This window comes from Pseudonocardia sp. OZ21 (genome assembly GCF_059359135.1).
The window spans coordinates 495,512-513,714 of the sequence record NZ_JCADBN010000001.1 but is presented as its reverse complement, the minus strand read 5'-3'; the positions used below and the strand labels follow the sequence as shown (position 1 = coordinate 513,714).

Genomic DNA, 18,203 nt, shown 5'->3' with positions numbered 1-18,203 from the left:
GTGGGGACATGGCAGGACGGACCACCGCAGGCGGCGGCAGGAGCACCGCGGCGTCGTCGTCCAAGGCTGCGTCGTCGTCCCGGGCTGCGGGCGGCCGGAAACCGGCAGCCCGCAAGTCCGCTGTGCGTGAGCCCGCCCGCTCCACGGCGCGCCGCCCGTCCGGTTCCGGCCGCCGCCCGGCCCCCCGCAAGCCGCCGCCCCGCCGCGGTCCCGACCTCCTCGACCGCGGTCTCGACGCCGTCGGCAGAGGCATCGGCCGGCTCGGCCGTTCGGCGGGCCGCACGATCGGGCGCACCCGTGAGCTCGACCCGGCCCATCGCCGCGACGGGCTCGGCGTCGTCCTGCTCGTGCTGGCCGTGGTGAGCGCCGCGGGCATCTGGTGGGGGGCGGGTGGCCCTGTCGGCCGCGGGCTGTCCGCCGCCGTCGGGTACGTCATCGGGCTCGGATCCACGGTGCTGCCGGTGCTGCTGGCACTGACCGGCATCGCGCTGATGGCCACTCGGCCGCACCCGGAGGCACGGCCGCGGGTCGCCGTCGGTTCCCTGCTGCTGACCCTCGGCGTGCTCGGGCTCGTGCACCTCGCCGCGGGGCGCCCCGACGCGCCCGGGCTGTGGGTCGACGGTGGGGGAGCGCTGGGCTACCTGGCGGCCACGCCGCTCGCCACCGGCCTGACGGCGTGGGTCGCGGTGCCCGTGCTCGTGCTGCTGTCCGGGTACGCGCTCCTGGTGCTCACCGGCACCCCCGTGCGGGACGTGCCCGAGCGTCTCCGTGGGGTGCTCGGCGGCCAGGTTCCCGACGAGGCCGGCGTCGACTCCGGCGAGCTGGACGCCGACCCCGTCGTCGAGACGCCCCCCGTCGCGCTGCGGCGCCCCTCCCGGCGGCGCCAGGCGTCGCGGGTCGAGGACGCGGCCCCGGACGACTCCGCCGCGGGCGCGGAGTCCGGCGAGGCTCCCGAGGAGGCGCCTGCTCCTCGCCCGAAGCGCAGGCCACCGGCCACCGTGCCGGCCACGCCCCCGGCCGAGCCCGAGCCCGACGGCCCCGTCGGCGAGCAGTTGCGCCTCACGGTCTCCCCGAGCGACGGGGAGAGCACCTACATCCTGCCGCCCAGCGACCTGCTGCCCACGGGGCCGGTCGCCAAGACCCGCAGCAGCGCCAATGACGCGATGATCGAGTCGATCACCGGCGTGCTCGACCAGTTCTCGGTGGACGCGCAGGTCACCGGCTTCACGCGCGGCCCCACGGTCACCCGCTACGAGATCGAGCTCGGCCCGGCCGTCAAGGTCGAGAAGATCACCCAGCTCACCAAGAACATCTCCTACGCGGTCGCCACCGACAACGTGCGGATCCTGGCTCCGATCCCCGGCAAGTCCGCCGTGGGCATCGAGGTGCCCAACACCGACCGGGAGATGGTCCGCCTCGGTGACGTGCTGCGCAGCGGCAACGCGCGCGCCGAACAGCACCCGCTGGTCATCGGCCTGGGCAAGGACATCGAGGGCCACTTCCTCACGGCCAACCTGGCGAAGATGCCGCACCTGCTGGTGGCAGGTTCCACCGGCTCCGGCAAGTCGAGCTTCGTCAACTCGATGCTCGTGTCACTCCTCTCGCGGGCCACGCCGGACGAGGTCCGGATGATCCTCATCGACCCCAAGATGGTGGAGCTGACCCCGTACGAGGGCATCCCGCACCTGATCACCCCCATCATCACCCAGCCGAAGAAGGCGGCCTCCGCGCTCGCCTGGCTGGTGGAGGAGATGGAGCAGCGCTACCAGGACATGCAGGCCAACAAGGTCCGCCACGTCGACGACTTCAACCGCAAGGTGCGCTCCGGCGAGATCACCGCGCCGCTGGGCAGCGAGCGCGAGTACCGGCCCTACCCGTACATCCTCTGCATCGTCGACGAGCTGGCCGACCTCATGATGACCGCGCCGCGCGACGTGGAGGACGCGGTCGTGCGCATCACGCAGAAGGCCAGGGCGGCGGGCATCCACCTGGTGCTCGCCACGCAGCGGCCCTCGGTGGACGTCGTCACGGGCCTGATCAAGACCAACGTGCCGTCGCGGCTGGCGTTCGCCACCTCCTCGCTCACCGACTCGCGCGTCATCCTCGACCAGCCGGGCGCCGAGAAGCTCATCGGCATGGGCGATGGACTGTACCTGCCGATGGGAGCAGGCAAGCCCACCCGTATGCAGGGCGCGTTCGTCGGCGACGAGGAGATCTCCTCGGTCGTCACGTTCGTCAAGGAGCAGGCCGAGCCGACCTACACCGAAGGGGTCACCGTCCAGAAGGCGGGCGAGGCCAAGGAGGTCGACCCCGACATCGGCGACGACCTCGACCTCCTGGTGCAGGCCGCCGAGCTGGTGGTCACGTCCCAGTTCGGGTCCACCTCGATGCTGCAGCGCAAGCTCCGCGTCGGGTTCGCGAAGGCGGGGCGGCTCATGGACCTGCTCGAGTCGCGAGGCGTGGTCGGGCCGTCGGAGGGGTCGAAGGCCCGGGACGTGCTGATCAAGCCCGACGAGCTGGAGAGCGTGCTCTGGCTGATGCGCGGCGGCGGTGGCCCGGACCCCGACGACTCGCAGGACTGACGGCTCACCGGTCCTTCCCGGTCACCGTGCGGGGGCGGCAGGCACCCGGCCGAGACGATCGGCGTGTCCAGCAGGGTGAGCTGCGGGGAGGGGCCGGTCGTTGCGTCATCACGGAACGTGTCAGAGTGTGCCCGATCGGTCGAATCCGGCTGATCAGCAGCACGTCGGGAAGGTATCCGCGGCATGTTCTGGACCGGTCGTCGCCGGAAGGAAAAGAAGCAGGTCATAGGTGGCCGGCAGGCTCTCATGCCGATCCCGCTCACCGGTGGCCTGATGAGTGGCGAAGTGCGTGACAGCGAGGGGAAACCCCTCTCGGGAGCTGACGTCTCGATCTTCGACCGGAGCAACAAGCGCGTGGCGCGGTCGGAGACCGATGTCTACGGGTTCTTCGCGGCCGCCGTGATGCCCGGCGCCTACCGGATCCGGGCCGAGGCGGGTGGCTACCAGAGCTTCCACGAACGCACCGAGGTGGAGTGGGGCACCCACAATGCCCTCGGCAAGCTCACCCTCGTGCCCGACGAGACACTCACCGTCCCCGCCCCCGGGCTGTACGAGATCGACCCCGAGCACTCGGCCATCCGGTTCATCGCCCGCCACATCGCGATGTCGAGGGTGTACGGGCAGTTCATGGAGTTCACCGGACAGATCTACATCGCGGAGCGCTTCGAGGACTCCCAGGTGGAGGTGCTGATCGACGCCGCGAGCGTCTTCACCAACGCCGAGAAGCGGGACGCGCACCTGCGTTCGGCCGACTTCCTCGACGTCACCCGCTTCCCCAAGCTGCACTTCACCAGCCACCGCTTCTCCCGCCCCGGCGGCAACCGCTGGGTGATCGACGGGGAGCTCACCCTCCACGGGATGACCGGCGACGTGCAGCTCGATGCCACCTACCTCGGCATGCAGGAGTGGAACGGGATGCGCGCGGGCTGCACCGCCACCACGGAGCTGCACCGCGAGCACTTCACCGTGAACTGGCAGCAGATCCTGGCCCGCGGGGTGCCGGTCGTGGGCTCGACGATCCAGATCAGCCTGGACATCCAGGGCATCCTGCAGCGCTGACCGCCCGCGCTGACCGCCCGCACTTCGGAGCCCTACAGCTCCTGGGACGGGCGGCAGACAGCACTACGGCTCCACAGTGCTCGGACGGACCTGGCGTTCGGCCAGCCAGGCCGTGGCCGTCGTGCCCGCGAGGTCGCGGAAGTCGCGGGACAGGTGGGCCTGGTCGACGTACCCGGTGTCGCCCGCGACCCGGGCGAGAGCGGGCCGGCCGGGACCGAGCAGCCGGTCGCAGGCTCTCTCGAACCGCATCAGCCGGGCCGCCGCCTTCGGGGCGAGGCCGGTCTCGTGGCGGAACTTCTCCGCCAGGTACCGGCGGCTCCAGCCGACCTCGCGCGCCAGGTCGGCGATGCGCAGGGTGCCGCCCGTCTCCTCCAGACGGTCCCAGGCGTACCCGACCTCGGGGAGCACCCCGGGTGCGCCGCGCCCCCGGTGGGCGAGCGCCGCGAACTCGGTGTCGAGGAGGGCGAAGCGTTCCGGCCACCCGGGTGCGGCGGCGAGCCGGGCCAGCAGGGGGCCGGTGCGGCGCCCCAGCAGCGCCTCGAGATCCACGACGTCCCCGGCGAGCTCCCCGGCGGGCACCCCGAGCAGCGCCCGGGCCCCACGCCAGGTGAGCCGCAGCTGCAGGCCGGTCTGCGGGTCGCCCTGGGCGATCCGCGCCGGCCGGGTGTGCAGGCCGGCGACCATCGCGGCGAACACGCCGGGTGGCTTGCTCGGGTCGGCGTTGGCGAGCATCTCGACCTTCCCGTCGAGACACAGCACGAACGTGAGATGGGGCGACGGCACGCCCAGGTGGACGGAGCGCGGCGCGGCGTCCATCCGGTAGCCGGTGTAGGCGCTGACGTACGGGCGGAGCGCAGCGGCCGGTCTGCGCCCGTGCATCTGCCGCGCGTCCGGGACGGGGACGTGCTCCGGGTCGCCGACGTGCTCCGGGTCGCTGACCGGTGCGGCCATTGCCGCAGGCTACCGGCCCCGTCCGACAACGGCGGCCGGAAACGTCAGGGACCTACGGGCAGCTGCAGGAGCATCCGCACGTTGCCCAGTGTGTTGGGCTTCACGTGCGCGAGGTCCAGGAACTCGGCCACACCGGCGTCGTAGGAGCGCAGCATCGCCGCGAAGACGTCCGGCTCGACCGGGGTGCCGTCGATCTCGGCGAACCCGTGGTGGGCGAAGAACTGCTTCTCGAACGTCAGCACGAACAGCCGGCGCAGGCCCAGCTCGCGCCCGTTGGCGATGAGAGCACTGACGATGGCGTGCCCCACCCCACGGCCGACGACGTTCGGGTGCACCGCCACCGTGCGGATCTCGCCGAGGTCCTCCCACAGGACGTGCAGGGCGCCGCAGCCGACGACCTCACCGTCGAGCTCGGCGACCACGAACTCCTGCACCGACTCGTACAGGGTGACGATTTCCTTGGCGAGCAGCAGGCGCCCCGCGTAGGAGTCCACGAGCTGCTTGATCGTCGCCACGTCGGCGGTTCTGGCCCGCCGTACGGCCATCGTTGCCACGACGGGTCAGACTAGATCATCGATGGCGGATACCCTGGTGCCCGTGCCAGAAACCCGCAGCGTCGAGGTCCGCTCCGCTGACGCTCCGCGGCGAGACGACGAGCGTTCCCCGGTCGCTCCACGCCGTGCCGCCCTGCTGACCCTGGGCTGTGCCCGAAACGAGGTCGACTCCGAGGAGCTCGCCGGCCGGTTGGAGGGCTCCGGCTGGGAGCTGGTGACCGCCGACGGCGACGACTCGCCGGACGTGATCGTCGTCAACACCTGCGGTTTCGTCGAGCAGGCGAAGAAGGACTCGATCGACACCCTCCTGGCCGCCTCGGACGCCGCGAAGGCCAGCGGCGCGAAGGTCGTGGCGGTCGGATGCCTGGCCGAGCGCTACGGCGCCGAGCTGGCCGAGAGCCTGCCCGAGGCCGATGCCGTGCTCGGCTTCGACGCGTATCCCGACCTCGCCGAGCGCCTCTCCGACGTCATCGGCGGCCACGCGCCCGCCCCGCACGTGCCGGTCGACCGGCGCACGCTGCTGCCGATCTCGCCGGTCGAGCGCCCGGCGGCCGCGGCCGACGTCGCCGTGCCGGGGCACGCCTGGTTGCCCAACCTCGCGCGTACGCGCCTCTCCGACGGCCCGGTGGCGCCGGTCAAGCTCGCGTCCGGCTGCGACCGCCGCTGCGCGTTCTGCGCCATCCCGTCGTTCCGAGGCTCGTTCGTCTCCCGCCCACCGGACGACGTGGTGGCGGAGGCCGCGTGGCTCGGGATGCAGGGGGTGCGCGAGCTCGTCCTCGTCAGCGAGAACTCCACGTCCTACGGCAAGGACCTGCCCGGCGGCACGCGCGCGCTGGTGCAGCTCCTGCCGCGGCTGGCCCACGTGCCGGGCGTCGACCGCGTCCGCCTCAGCTATCTGCAGCCCGCCGAGGTCCGTCCCGACCTGCTGCGGGTCATCGCCACCACGCCGGGCGTCGCGCCCTACTTCGACCTCTCGTTCCAGCACGCGAGCCCGGCGGTGCTGCGGCGGATGCGCCGGTTCGGGTCGCGGGAGAACTTCCTCGACCTCTGCGCCCGTATCCGCGACCTCGCCCCCGAGGCCGGGATCCGCAGCAACGTGATCGTCGGCTTCCCGGGCGAGACGGAGGAGGACCTCGCGGAGCTGGAGGCGTTCCTCACCGGAGCCCGGCTCGATGCGGTCGGGGTGTTCGGCTACTCCGACGAGGACGGCACGGAGGCGGAGACCTACGACGGCAAGCTGCCTGCCGAGGAGGTCCTCGCGCGGGTCTCCCGGATCAGCGCGCTGGTCGACGAGCTGATGGCCCAGCGTGCGGAGGACCGCGTCGGCACGGAGGTGGAGGTGCTCGTCGAGGCGGAGGAGGACGAGGACTTCGAGTGCACCGGCCGCGCGGCGCACCAGGCTCCCGAGGTCGACGGCGAGTGCGTCTTCGAGCGCGGGTCCGGGCTGGCGGTCGGCGACATGGTGCGCGCGGTCGTCGTCGGCACCGAGGGCACCGACCTCGTCGTGTCCCCGCGAGAGCTGCTGCCCCGCAGCGACCTGCAAGGCGCCGCTGTGGGCGCCGCCGCGCGGGAGTCCGGGTGAGTTCTGCACCCGCCGGCCCGCCGCCGCTGCTGAACATCGCCAACGTCCTCACCGGAATCCGGCTGGCGCTGGTGCCGGTGTTCGTCGTGGTGCTGCTCGTCGACGACGGAACGAACACGGGCTGGCGGCTCGCCGCGTTCGGTGTCTTCGCGCTCGCCGCGATCACCGACCGGTACGACGGCGAGCTGGCGCGGCGGCGCGGGCTCGTCACCGCGTTCGGCACGATCGCCGACCCGATCGCCGACAAGGCGCTCACCGGGGCGGCCCTCATCGGGCTGTCGGTGATCGGCATGGTGCCGTGGGTGGTCACCATCGTGATCATGGCCAGAGAGGTCGGCGTGACGGTGCTGCGGTTCTGGGTGCTGCGCCACGGCATCATCCCCGCCAGCCGCGGAGGCAAGGCCAAGACGCTGGCTCAGGCACTGGCGATCGGGCTGTACCTGCTCCCGCTCGAGCTGCTCGGAGCGGCCGACGCCGTCGACAAGCTGAGGTGGTCGGTGCTCGCGGTGGCCATCCTCCTCACCGTCGTCACCGGGCTCGACTACGTGCTGCGGGCGATGCGGCTGCGCTCGGCGGCCGCCACGGCTCTTCCCGAGAGGTGACCCACGGCCGTGTTCGCCGTGGGCGGACGCGACCGCCGGCCGCGTGTCGCGACGCCGCGGGTCAGGAATCGGTACGGTGATCTCACCGGCGCGGTGTCCACCTTGGCCGGCGGACGACGAGGAGGGTCGCATGGCGGTGCTGATGCGGGAGGCGATCGGCGGCAGTCTGCGGCGGGCTCGTACGGCGCGCAGGCGGACCCTCCGGGACGTCTCGCGCCGGGCGCGGGTGAGCCTCGGTTACCTGTCCGAGGTGGAGCGGGGCCGGAAGGAACCCTCCAGCGAGCTCCTCGCCGCCATCTGCGACGCACTCGACATCGCCCTGCACGACCTGCTCACCGAGGCCGCGGAGGCCATGGCCGCCGACGCGCTGACCACCGTGCCGCTGCGCCGCCCCGTCGGCCTGCGCCACATGGACCTCCGGCTCGCCGGCGCCTCGGACGATGCGTCCGCGATGCCGCTGGCGCCGATCACGCCGGTCTCCCCGCGTCACCCCGTTCCGCAGCCTGCACCGCAGCCCGTGGCGCTGAAGCCGGTCGACGCGGTCTGCGCCGCCGCCTGACCGAGCCGCCGCCGGCTCCGTCGCACGTCATCGGCACCCGCCACTCCGGCGGGTGCCGATACGTATCTGCACGTCGTCGTCACCGTGCGGAGCGTCCGAGCGGTAGCCTGACCTCCGGGTCGCCCCGACGGCGACCTCCGGATGATCCCCGATATCGTCGGCGAGCGGTGGAAGCCGGGCCGGTCCGATGCCACGATGGGAACCGGCGCACCGGCGGACATGCCGGACGGCCCGGACAACGACATGCAGCGACGAGCGGCGTCGCACTCGGAGGGCGGAGCAGATGGCCAACGGTTTCACGAAGGCCTGGAAGTACCTGATGGCGCTGTTCTCGTCCAAGGTCGACGAGTACGCCGATCCCAAGGTGCAGATCCAGCAGGCCATCGAGGACGCTCAGCGGCAGCATCAGGCGCTGTCCCAGCAGGCGGCCGCGGTGATCGGCAACCAGCGTCAGCTGGAGATGAAGCTCAACCGGCAGCTCGGAGAGATCGAGAAGCTGCAGGCGTCGGCCCGGCAGGCCCTCGTGCTCGCCGACCAGGCCCGTGCCAAGGGCGACGAGCCGAAGGCCCAGCAGTACGAGCAGTCCGCGCAGGCCTTCGCCACGCAGCTGGTCACGGCCGAGCAGTCCGTCGAGGACCTCAAGACGCTGCACGACCAGTCGATCCAGGCTGCCGGCCAGGCCAAGACGGCCGTCGAGCGCAACTCGATGATGCTGCAGCAGAAGATCGCCGAGCGCACCAAGCTGCTGAGCCAGCTCGAGCAGGCGAAGATGCAGGAGCAGGCCGCGGCGTCGCTGCGGTCGATGACCGAGCTCGCGGCGCCGGGCAACACCCCGTCGCTGGAGGAGGTCCGCGACAAGATCGAGCGGCGCTACGCCAACGCCATCGGTTCCGCGGAGCTCGCGCAGAACTCGGTGCAGGGCCGCATGCTGGAGGTGCAGCAGTCCACGGTCGACATGGCCGGGGCGAGCCGCCTCGAGCAGATCCGCGCGTCCCTGCACGGTGCGCCGGTGGCAGGTGAGGTCACGGGCGGCGACACGGCCGCCATTCCCGCCTCGCCGCAGGTCAACAAGCAGCAGCAGCCCGGCACCGCCTGACCTACCGCACCACGGCCGACGCCGCTCGCCCCGACCAGGGCGGGCGGCGTCCCTCGTTGCCGGCCCCCTTTGCCGTGGGCGCTCGGGGCGGGGCGACGGGACGTGTGGGGCGACTCGGGCTCGTGTTTCGGGCGACTCGCGGGCGGGATTCGGGCGACTCGCGGGCTCGGATCGGGCGACTCGCGGGGGTGGGCGGGCCTCGGGCAGGGGTCAGCGGCGGCGCGGGGCGGGTGGGGGTGTGGGGCCGGGTTGGCAGCGGGGGCACCAGTAGGCGAGCCGGGCGTACACCCCGTCCCCCTGCTCCGCGGTGCGGATGCGGGTGCCGCAGCGGCGGCACCGCTGACCACCCCGCTCGAACACCCAGGTCTGACGTCCTCGCGCCAGCTCCCCGGTGGTGGATTGCTGGGGACGGTCGGCGTTGCGCAGCAGCAGCTCCCGGGCCAGCGCGATCACCGCTGGCGGGTCCGGGACGTCCCGCACGATGGTCCACGGGGAGAGCCCGAGCAGGAAGCACACCTCGGTCTTGTAGAGGTTCCCGACGCCCGCCATCACCCGCTGCTCCAGGAGCACGAGCCCGAGCTCCGACGCACCGCGCGTGGTGAACCGGCGCAGCGCCTCCGCGGCGTGCGCGTCGTCCCAGGCCGGGTCGAGCAGGTCGGGCCCGAGGTGCCCGACCAGCCGGTCCTCCTCCGCGGTCGGCAGCAGCTCGAGATCGTGCAGCAGGAACCCGACGGCGGTGCGCTCCGCGGTCTCGAGCACCGCGCGGGCCTGGTGGGAGGGCCGCTGCCACGCCATCCCGGGCCGGTAGAGGTGCCATGACCCGTCGAGGCGGAGATGGCTGTGCAGGCTGCGGCCGTCGTCGAAGCGGGTGAACAGGTGTTTCCCGACGGTGGCGACGCCGAGCACGGTTCGGCCGGTGAGGTCGTGCTCCGCGAGCTGCGGATGGCGAAGCTCGCCCCGCACGAGCGTCCGCCCCGAGAGCGCGGTGCGTAGGCGCTTCCCGGTGAGGTAGACGGTGTCGCCCTCCGGCACCGGCCGACGGTAGCGCGGGTCGCACCGATCCACCGATCGGTGGATCGGCGGTCCACCTCGGGCGGCGGGGACTCCGCCGCGACGGTCGATCTCCGCGGGCCAGCGTGGCAGCACGATCATGTGCATGCCCGTCATCGAGGTGGACCAGCTACACAAGCGCTACCGCGACCAGGTCGCGGTGCACGACGTCTCCTTCTCCGTGGAGGAGGGAGAGATCTTCGGCGTCCTGGGTCGCAACGGCGCCGGGAAGACCACCACCGTGGAGTGCATCGAGGGGTTGCGCTCCCCGGACGGCGGCTCCATCTCGGTGCTCGGGCTGCATCCCGGACGCGACCGCGCTGCGCTGCGCCGCGTGCTCGGCATCCAGCTGCAGGCGAGCGAGCTGCCGGAGAAGCTGCGCGTGGGAGAGGCGCTCGAGCTCTACGCGTCCTTCTACCCGTCGCCTCTCGACCCCGGAGAGCTGCTCGAACGCTGGGGTCTCGCGGCGAAGCGGAACACCGCGTTCGGGAACCTGTCGGGAGGCCAGAAGCAGCGGCTGTCGATCGCGCTGGCGCTGGTGGGGAACCCGCAGGTGGCGATCCTCGACGAGCTGACCACCGGGCTCGACCCGCAGGCCCGCCGCGACGCCTGGGAGTCGATCGAGCAGATCCGCCGCGGCGGCGTGACCGTCGTGCTGGTCACCCACTTCATGGAGGAGGCCGAGCGGCTCTGCGACCGGATCGCCGTGATCGACGCGGGGCGCGTGGTCGCGATCGACACGCCGGCCGGACTCGTGGCCGGGCTCAGCGACGGTCAGAGGCTGCGTTTCCGCCCGTCGATCCCGTTCGAGGACTCGGTGCTCACGCAGCTGCCCGAGGTGGCGTCGGTGCAGCGGAACGGGCCCCAGGTCGAGGTCAGAGGCGGCGGCGACCTGCTGACCGCCGTGACGTCCGCGCTGGCCCGCCACCAGGTCGTGGCCATCGACCTGCGCCTCGAGCAGCCCACCCTCGACGACGCGTTCGTCGCCCTGACCGGCCGTGCGGCCGAGAACTGAGGAGTCGACCGATGAACGAGACCACGACAACGACCGCAACCCCGACCCCGACCCCGACCCCGACCCCGACCCCGACCCCGACTGCGCAGCGCCGCGCGCCGCGGCCGCTGCGCGCACTCGCACTGGCGGAGACCCGGCTGTTTCTCCGCGACCCGGTGACCCTGCTCATCGCGGTGGTCCTGCCGACGGTGGTCCTCGCGGGTCTCGGCGCCGTGCCGGCGCTGCGCGAGCCCAGCGAGATGTTCGGAGGGCTCCGGTTCACGGACTACTTCGCGCCGTCCCTGCTGGCGATCAACATCGCTGTCCTCGGCCTGCAGAACCTGCCCACCGGGCTCGCCACCTACCGGGAGAAGGGGATCCTGCGACGGCTGTCGGCCTCGCCCATGCATCCGGCTGCGGTGCTGGTGGTGCAGCTGCTGATCAACGTCGTGACCGTGGTCGTCGGCACGGCGCTCATGGTCGCCGTCGCCGTGTTCGTCCTCGACGTGCCGGCGCCGCGGCATCCGGTCGCGTTCGTCCTCACGTTCCTGCTCGGCACGTCGGCGGTGTTCGCGCTCGGGCTCGTGATCGCGGCCGTGACACCGCGGGCCCGGCTCGCCTCCGGGATCGGTGCCGTCGCGTTCATGCTGACGCAGTTCTTCGCGGGGGTCTATCTGCCCAAGTTCCTGCTCCCGGAGGCGCTGGTGCGGATCGGGGAGTTCGTGCCGCCCGGCGTCGGGGCCTTCCAGGCGGCCTGGATGGGGGACGGGCCCGCGCCGATGCAGCTGGTGGTGATGGCGTTGATCGCTGTGGCGGCGACCACTGTTGCCGCTAGGTTCTTCCGGTGGGAGTGAGATCATGAGCGGCGCACAGCGCGGTGCGGCGATGACGCACGGCTGCGGGCCGGCGACCGGACTGCTATCGGGCACCGAGGAGGTGCTCGACGCCCGCGAGCGCAGGTTCGACTCGTTCATGGAACGCTTCGTGCCCTATCTCGGGCTGGCGATCGGCACCGCGCTGACGCCTGCCGTGATCCCGTCGACGCCGGGGTACTGGCTGGTCACCGGTCCGCTCGTGCTCGTCGCGGCCGCCTGGTCGTACGCCTTCGTGACGCGGCGCCCCTTGGCGGCGTCGGATCCCCGGCTGGGCGCCGTGTACGTCGGCGGGCTGCTGGTCCTGATGGCCGTGCTCGTGCATCTGTCGCCCTTGTACGGGTTCCAAGCCCTGGCCGGGTACATGCATTCGTTCCTCTACCTGCGCGGGCGCTGGCGCTGGGCCGGGGTGGCGGCCACAGCGGCGCTCGTCGCCTACTCGCAGCTCGGCGGAAGTCTGATCGACGAGATCACCATGGGCGTCATCGCGGGACTGGTGGCGGTCACACTGATCAACGCTCTGGTGGCGGGGGGTTTCACCTACTTCGGCACGCTGTCCACCCAGCAGTCCCACCGCCGGCGCGAGGTCATCCTCGAGCTGAACGAGACGAACCGGCGCCTGTCGGAGTCGCTGGAGGAGAACGCGGCCCTGCACGTCCAGCTGCTGGCGCAGGCCCGGGAGGCCGGGATGCTCGACGAGCGGGCGCGGCTGGCGCGGGAGATCCACGACACGATCGCGCAGGGCCTGACCGGCATCGTCACCCAGCTGGAGGCGGCAGGCGCCGCAGACGACGACCCGGCCGTGCGGCGTCGCCACATCAGCACCGCCAGCGCACTGGCCAGGGAGAGCCTCACCGAGGCCCGGCGCTCGGTCGACGCCCTCGCGCCCGGCCAGCTCGTCGAGGCGCAGCTACCGGACGCGATCGCCGACATGGCCAAGAAGTGGGCGGAGACCGCGGGCGTCGAACTCGTGGTGGACACCACCGGCGAGCCGCGGCCGCTGCTGCCCGACCTGGAGGTCACGCTGTTCCGGGTGGCGCAGGAGGCACTGGCCAACGTCGGGAAGCACGCGTCGGCCACGCGGGCCGGACTGACGCTCTCCTACATGGACGACGTGGTGGTCCTCGACGTCCGCGACGACGGCACGGGCTTCGTCCGCCGGCCCGGGGCGAAGCCGGACGCCGGGAGCGGTTTCGGGCTCGCGGCGATGGAGCAGCGGGTCCGGCGTGTGTCGGGGACGTTCACGGTGGAGAGCACACCGGGCGAGGGGACAGCAGTGAGCGCGAGTGTTCCGGCGATCCCCGCGGAGGTGCGGTGATGACCGACGTGATCCGCGTGCTGATCGTCGACGACCACCCCGTCGTCCGCGACGGGCTGCGCGGTGTGATCGACGGCGAGCCGGACATGCAGGTGGTGGGGGAGGCGGGGCACGGCGCCGAGGCGTTGGCCAGGGTGGCCGCCGACCCGGTCGACGTCGTCCTGATGGACCTGCGGATGCCCACGATGGGCGGGGTGGAGGCGATCGGGCAGCTGCGGCGGCGCTCGCCGTCGGTGCGCGTCCTCGTGCTCACCACCTTCGACACCGACCGCGACGTGCTCCCGGCCATCGAGGCGGGTGCCACCGGCTATCTGCTGAAGGACACTCCCCGCGACGAGCTGCTGCGGGCCGTGCGTGCCGCCCACCGCGGGGAGGCCGTGCTGTCACCCGCCGTGGCCGGGCGCCTGATGGGGCAGGTCCGGTCGCCGTCCCAGGACCAGCTGAGCAGCCGCGAGCTGGAGGTGCTGCGGTTGGTGGCCGCCGGGTTCACCAACCGGGAGACCGCGCAGAAGCTGTTCATCAGCGAGGCCACGGTGAAGACCCACCTGCTGCACGTCTACGCCAAGCTGGAGGTGCGCGACCGCGCCTCCGCGGTGGCGGCGGGGTACCAGCGCGGGCTGCTGGTGCCCGAGGAGCGCTGACCGGCCCCTCAGGTGGGGATGGCCGTCCGCACGGCGTAGAGGACGTCGTCCCGCACATGGACGAAGCCGAGCCGGGCGGCCGCGGCACGGCTCGCGGTGTTGTCCGGTGACGTCGTCCACGTCGGGGTGTGGCCGCGCGCCCGGACGTCCGTGACCAGCGCGGCAGCGCACGCCGTCGACAGTCCGCGCCTGCGGTGGCCCGGCACCGTCACCACGCCGATGTCCTCGTGCCCGCCGCCCACGAAGAACGGCACCGCGACCGACACGAGCACGCCACCGGCCGTCGCCGCGTACGCGACCTCCGCGGCGGCGAGCACCTCCGGGCCGCCCCACGTCTCGTGGATCCAGGCGCTCTCCTGGTCGAGGGCGGAGAGTGCCGGCGCGTCGGCCGCCGTGAGCAGCCGCACGTCCTCAGGAGGCGGCGGCACGGTCGCGGCCGCCGGGAGCGCGGCGACCAGCCGGTCCCAGACGGCCGTGGCCGGGTCCAGGGCGCGCAGTGCCGGCAGCCACTCCGGGGACGCCTCGACGAACCCCGCGACGTCGTCGAGGTCCCCGTCCGCGAGGCACGAGGGATCTCCGCGCAGCGCGTAGTTGCCGGGCAGCTCGGCGAGCACCACCCGCGGATCCGGCCAGCGGTCCACCCGGCACCGGCCATGACCCGTGTGCACCACGTGCTCGAAGATCAACGGGCCGGGTCGCTCCGGGACGAACCACCGGCGCAACTCCGGGTGAGTGTCGGCGGGGATGGTGAACATGTCCCGGCACCCTGGCCCGTTGGCCGCTCCCGCGCCACCGAGAACGGTACGGTGGCGGGCATGAGGGCGACGGCGGCGCAGGCTCTCGGCCTGTTGCTGCTCGGTTCCGTGCTCATCGGCACCGCCGTGGTGATCGAACAGTCGCTGCTCATGGGTGTGCTCGGAGCCCTCCTGTGCGCCTGGGGCCTGGCCCGGCGACCCGCTCTCGTGCTCCCTGCAGCGGCCTGCACCCGGCTCGCCGTGGCCGCGCGCGAGCACCACCGCGCACTGGCGCGTCGCGCCGTGCCCCGCCAGCGCGACCCGGACGCCGCCGGTCACACCCGGTCCCGCGCCCCGTCGGAGCTCCTGCCGGCGGTGTAGCGCCTGCGCGTGGCGCCGCCGGACGAGTCCCGTCCCGGCTGCCCTGGAGTTCCGCCATGCGTGTACCCGTCCTGCTCGTCCCCGGCACGGGGGGCTCACCGTGCTAGATCCCGTCTACTACGCCGTGTCCGCCGTCATGTGGTGCTGGCACCAGCTGTTCGGTCTCGTCCTCGGCCCGTCCAGCGGCATCGCGTGGGCGCTGTCGGTCGTCTTCCTGGTGCTCACCCTGCGTGCGCTGCTGATCCGTCCGTTCCTCGCGCAGGTGCGCTCCGGGCGGGCGATGCGCGCCATCGCGCCCCAACTCGCGCAGCTCCGCAAGCAGTACGCCGACGACCGCCCGCGGCTCATGCAGGAGACCAAGGCACTGCAGAGCGCCCACGGGGTGAACGCACTCGGTGGCTGCCTCCCGGCCGTGCTGCAGATACCGGTGTTCCTCGGGCTGCTGCACGTGCTGCGCTACTTCAACCGCCCCGGCCTGACGTTCGAGCAGAACGCCGCCATCCCGAACTACGTCTTCTCGCCCGACCAGGTGCGCTCGTTCCTGGAGGCCCGCCTCTTCGGGGCGCCGCTGTCGGCGTACCTGAGCATGCCCCAGCAGCTCCTCGACTCCTTCGGCGGCCACGTCGAGCGGTTCGACGTCGCGGTTGTCGCGGTGCCCCTGATGCTGGTGGCCGCGGTCGCCACCCACTTCTCCGCGCGACACTCCGCGCAGCAACAGCCGCCGGACGGCCCCACGGCGTCGATCATGCGGTTCACGCCGTGGATCTTCCCTCTCGGTGCGCTGGGCGGCGGGCTGTTCTTCCCGTTCCCGATCGCGATCCTCGTCTACTGGCTGACGAACAACGCCTGGACGCTCGTGCAGCAGCGGATCGTGTTCAGCCGCCTCCCCGCCCCGGCGTCCCCGCCCGCGCCGGTGGTGGCCCCGGCCGTCGCGCCTGCCCTCGTCCCTGCCACCCCACAGGACGGGGACCCGGCGGCGAACCGCACCGGAGGTGGGGGAGCGGCGAAGCGCAGACGGCACGCCTCCGGGCATCGTCCGAGCCGCAGGCGCCGCTGACCGGCCGGGCGACTCGCGGACGGATTTCGGGCGACTCGCGGGGCAGTTCCGGGCGACTCGCGGACGGTTCCCGGCGACTCGCGGGACCGGAGCGGGCGACTCGCGGGCCAGTTTCGGGCGACTCGCGGGGCTTGGCGCGGTGGTCAGCGGGCGGGCTCGACCGTGAAGTCGTCCCAGTGGACATGGCGCGTCATCTCCCAGTAGTCCACGATGCGCCACGGCAGCGCGGCGATGACGCGGCCTGCGGTGTTGCGGTACCAGTTCTGCATCGCGGGGTGCGTCCAGATCATCTGCGCGTGCGCCTCGTCCTGGCGGTGGGCGTAGTCGGCGTACACCTCGGGCCGTACCTCGATCGCGCCGATACCACGCTCCACCATGCCGGTGATCGCCTCGACGATGTAGCGCACCTGGCACTCGGCGATCGTGATGTGGCTGCCGCCGTGGGCGAGCGCGGTACCGGGGCCTGCCGTCAGGAACAGGTTGGGGAACCCGGACACGGTGATACCGAGGTACGCGTCGGCGTTCTCGGGTCCCCACACGTCACGGACGGAGCGGCCGTCCCGGCCGCGCAGGTCCATCGGACTCAGGTACTCGTAGGTCTCGAACCCGGTGCAGAGCACGACGACGTCGACGTCGATCTCCGTGCCGTCCTCCGCCCGGACGCCGCTGGGCGTGATCGCGGTGACCGCCCCGGTGACGAGGTCGACGTCGTCGCGGCGCAGTGCGGCGAACCAGCCGTTGTCCAGCAGCATCCGTTTACCGAACGGCGGGTAGGTCGGCAGGGATTTCTCGACCAGGTCGTCGCGCCCCTCCAGCTCCGCGAGCAGGTGGCGGGTGAAGTGGCGCCGGTGCGAGTCGTTCACGGCGTTGACGGCACGCTCCGGGTGCTCCCATTCCGGGTCGACCTGCAGCGTCGGGTGGACCTTGTCGTTCGTGATCCAGCCCAGGCGGGTGCGGTACCAGCGGCGATAGAAGGGCACGTGCTCCGTCAGGAACTGAACGGCGTCGCCCACGCGCTCGAAGTACACGGTGTTCGGTGCGATCCACTGCGGGGAGCGCTGGAACACCGTGACGTGCCCGGCCCGGCCCGCGATCACCGGCACGATCTGCATGGCGCTCGCGCCCGTCCCCACGACCGCCACGCGCTTGCCGGTGAGATCGAGGTCAGTGGGCCACCGGGACGAGTGGAAGATCGGCCCGTGGAAGTCGCCGAGACCGGGGAGGTCGGGAATCTTCGGCCGGTTGAGCAGACCCACCGCCGTGATGACGACGTCTGCCTCCCACTCCTCGCCCGCCGTGGTGATGACGCGCCAGCCCTGCCGCCCGGCGTCGTAGCCGGCGTACGCCACCTCCGTGCCGAACCGGATCATCTCGCGCAGGCCGTAGTGGTCGGCCACGTCACGCAGGTAGTCGAGCACCTCGTCGCGTTTGCCGTAGTGGGCGCTCCACTGCCGCGGCGCGAACGAGTAGGAGTACAGGTGGCTCGGGGTGTCGACGCCCGCGCCGGGATAGCTGTTCTCCAGCCAGGTGCCGCCCACGTCGGCGTTCTTCTCCAGGACGACGCACCCGACACCCGCCTCGCGGAGCCGGATCGCGGCGAGCATGCCCGACACACCCGCTCCGATGACGATCGCGCGGAACCCGGTATCGGCCGGAGCGGGAACCGGTGCCGTCGCCCGGAAGCCCATGTCCTCCGCGGCCATCGCCCCGTACTCGGCAGGCACCGGCTCGCCTGCCGCGAGGGTCATCAGTTCCAGCAGGGTGGCACCCGTCGGCGCGGGTACCGCGGGCGGGCGACCCGCTGACCAGGTCAGCACGGCGTCGACGGCCGCGGTCCGGATCTCGGCCCTGACGTGCTCCGGGAAACCGCCGTCGATGTTCTCGTCCATCCCGCGGCTGCGGGTGGGGCGGTAGGGATCGGCGAGCCAGCGCGGGTCGCCGGTGAGCTGGTAGAGCACCGGCACGAGCGTGGGCAGGTTGGCGTGCTCCATCGCGCGGGCCAACACTTGGGGGTCGAGCGGTGCTCCCGGCTCCGGTTCGGCCAGGACGGCGGGCGCAGCGCTCATGCCCATAGGCTAACCGCTGTTAGGCAATTGGAGTAGATGATAATCTCGGACGTGCCGGTCAGTGGAACAGCAGTGGTTTCAACGTCTAACGGCAGGCAGGACGAC

Annotated in this window: 17 protein-coding genes; 12 read left to right on the top strand and 5 right to left on the bottom strand. The window is 72.3% G+C overall.

What is annotated here, in order from left to right; genetic code table 11:
* The first annotated feature begins 8 nt into the window (after positions 1-8).
* Positions 9-2,582: a DNA translocase FtsK gene (locus tag AC5L35_RS02520; RefSeq protein WP_495057857.1), complete on the top strand. Its 2,574-nt coding sequence runs from the start codon at positions 9-11 to the stop codon at positions 2,580-2,582.
* Between the two features lie 273 nt (positions 2,583-2,855).
* A complete protein-coding gene (locus AC5L35_RS02515; RefSeq protein WP_495057856.1) occupies positions 2,856-3,641 on the top strand; it encodes a YceI family protein in 786 nt (261 codons plus the stop codon).
* 63 nt (positions 3,642-3,704) lie between these two features.
* Here AC5L35_RS02515 and AC5L35_RS02510 read toward each other — a convergent pair whose 3' ends face one another.
* Positions 3,705-4,592 carry a helix-turn-helix domain-containing protein gene (locus tag AC5L35_RS02510; protein WP_495057855.1) on the bottom strand — a complete coding sequence of 296 codons (888 nt, stop codon included), beginning with the start codon at positions 4,590-4,592 and terminating at the stop codon, positions 3,705-3,707.
* A 44-nt stretch (positions 4,593-4,636) separates the two neighbouring features.
* Positions 4,637-5,137 (bottom strand): amino-acid N-acetyltransferase, encoded by a 501-nt coding sequence (locus AC5L35_RS02505; RefSeq protein WP_495058073.1) that lies wholly within the window; start codon positions 5,135-5,137, stop codon positions 4,637-4,639.
* A gap of 142 nt (positions 5,138-5,279) precedes the next feature.
* Between AC5L35_RS02505 and rimO the strand changes: the two genes are divergently transcribed.
* From rimO to AC5L35_RS02485, 4 genes are all read left to right on the top strand, one after another.
* Positions 5,280-6,728: a 30S ribosomal protein S12 methylthiotransferase RimO gene (rimO, locus tag AC5L35_RS02500; protein ID WP_495058072.1), complete on the top strand. Its 1,449-nt coding sequence runs from the start codon at positions 5,280-5,282 to the stop codon at positions 6,726-6,728.
* Positions 6,725-7,330, top strand: coding sequence for a CDP-diacylglycerol--glycerol-3-phosphate 3-phosphatidyltransferase (gene pgsA / locus AC5L35_RS02495; protein ID WP_495057854.1), 606 nt, complete (start codon positions 6,725-6,727; stop codon positions 7,328-7,330). The genes rimO and pgsA overlap by 4 nt, the downstream gene beginning before the upstream one ends.
* Before the next feature lie 130 nt (positions 7,331-7,460).
* Positions 7,461-7,889 carry a helix-turn-helix domain-containing protein gene (locus AC5L35_RS02490; RefSeq protein WP_495057853.1) on the top strand — a complete coding sequence of 143 codons (429 nt, stop codon included), beginning with the start codon at positions 7,461-7,463 and terminating at the stop codon, positions 7,887-7,889.
* A gap of 283 nt (positions 7,890-8,172) precedes the next feature.
* Positions 8,173-8,985, top strand: a complete 813-nt coding sequence (locus AC5L35_RS02485; RefSeq protein WP_495057852.1) for a PspA/IM30 family protein — start codon at positions 8,173-8,175, stop codon at positions 8,983-8,985.
* Positions 8,986-9,195: 210 nt separating this feature from the next.
* Here the strand turns inward: AC5L35_RS02485 and AC5L35_RS02480 are convergent, their stop codons facing one another.
* Positions 9,196-10,017 carry a DNA-formamidopyrimidine glycosylase family protein gene (locus AC5L35_RS02480; protein WP_495057851.1) on the bottom strand — a complete coding sequence of 274 codons (822 nt, stop codon included), beginning with the start codon at positions 10,015-10,017 and terminating at the stop codon, positions 9,196-9,198.
* Between the two features lie 124 nt (positions 10,018-10,141).
* On the opposite strand from AC5L35_RS02480, the gene AC5L35_RS02475 reads away from it, so the two are divergent.
* From AC5L35_RS02475 to AC5L35_RS02460, 4 genes are read left to right on the top strand one after another with little or no spacing between them, the layout of a single operon-like run.
* A complete protein-coding gene (locus AC5L35_RS02475; protein WP_495057850.1) occupies positions 10,142-11,050 on the top strand; it encodes an ABC transporter ATP-binding protein in 909 nt (302 codons plus the stop codon).
* An 11-nt stretch (positions 11,051-11,061) separates the two neighbouring features.
* Positions 11,062-11,883: an ABC transporter permease gene (locus AC5L35_RS02470; protein ID WP_495057849.1), complete on the top strand. Its 822-nt coding sequence runs from the start codon at positions 11,062-11,064 to the stop codon at positions 11,881-11,883.
* A gap of 4 nt (positions 11,884-11,887) precedes the next feature.
* Complete coding sequence (locus AC5L35_RS02465) at positions 11,888-13,219, top strand: sensor histidine kinase (protein ID WP_495057848.1); 1,332 nt, start codon at positions 11,888-11,890, stop codon at positions 13,217-13,219.
* 8 nt (positions 13,220-13,227) lie between these two features.
* Positions 13,228-13,860, top strand: a complete 633-nt coding sequence (locus tag AC5L35_RS02460; RefSeq protein ID WP_495058071.1) for a response regulator — start codon at positions 13,228-13,230, stop codon at positions 13,858-13,860.
* Positions 13,861-13,868: 8 nt separating this feature from the next.
* On the opposite strand, the gene AC5L35_RS02455 is transcribed toward AC5L35_RS02460, so the two are convergent.
* Positions 13,869-14,615 carry a GNAT family N-acetyltransferase gene (locus AC5L35_RS02455; RefSeq protein ID WP_495057847.1) on the bottom strand — a complete coding sequence of 249 codons (747 nt, stop codon included), beginning with the start codon at positions 14,613-14,615 and terminating at the stop codon, positions 13,869-13,871.
* A 60-nt stretch (positions 14,616-14,675) separates the two neighbouring features.
* On the opposite strand from AC5L35_RS02455, the gene AC5L35_RS02450 reads away from it, so the two are divergent.
* Both AC5L35_RS02450 and yidC read left to right on the top strand, forming a co-directional pair.
* Positions 14,676-14,975: a DUF6412 domain-containing protein gene (locus AC5L35_RS02450; RefSeq protein ID WP_495057846.1), complete on the top strand. Its 300-nt coding sequence runs from the start codon at positions 14,676-14,678 to the stop codon at positions 14,973-14,975.
* A 100-nt stretch (positions 14,976-15,075) separates the two neighbouring features.
* Positions 15,076-16,032, top strand: coding sequence for a membrane protein insertase YidC (gene yidC / locus AC5L35_RS02445; RefSeq protein WP_495057845.1), 957 nt, complete (start codon positions 15,076-15,078; stop codon positions 16,030-16,032).
* Between the two features lie 143 nt (positions 16,033-16,175).
* On the opposite strand, the gene AC5L35_RS02440 is transcribed toward yidC, so the two are convergent.
* Entirely contained in the window at positions 16,176-18,098 is a 1,923-nt protein-coding gene (locus AC5L35_RS02440) for a flavin-containing monooxygenase (RefSeq protein WP_495057844.1), read from the bottom strand.
* Positions 18,099-18,203: the final 105 nt, after the last annotated feature.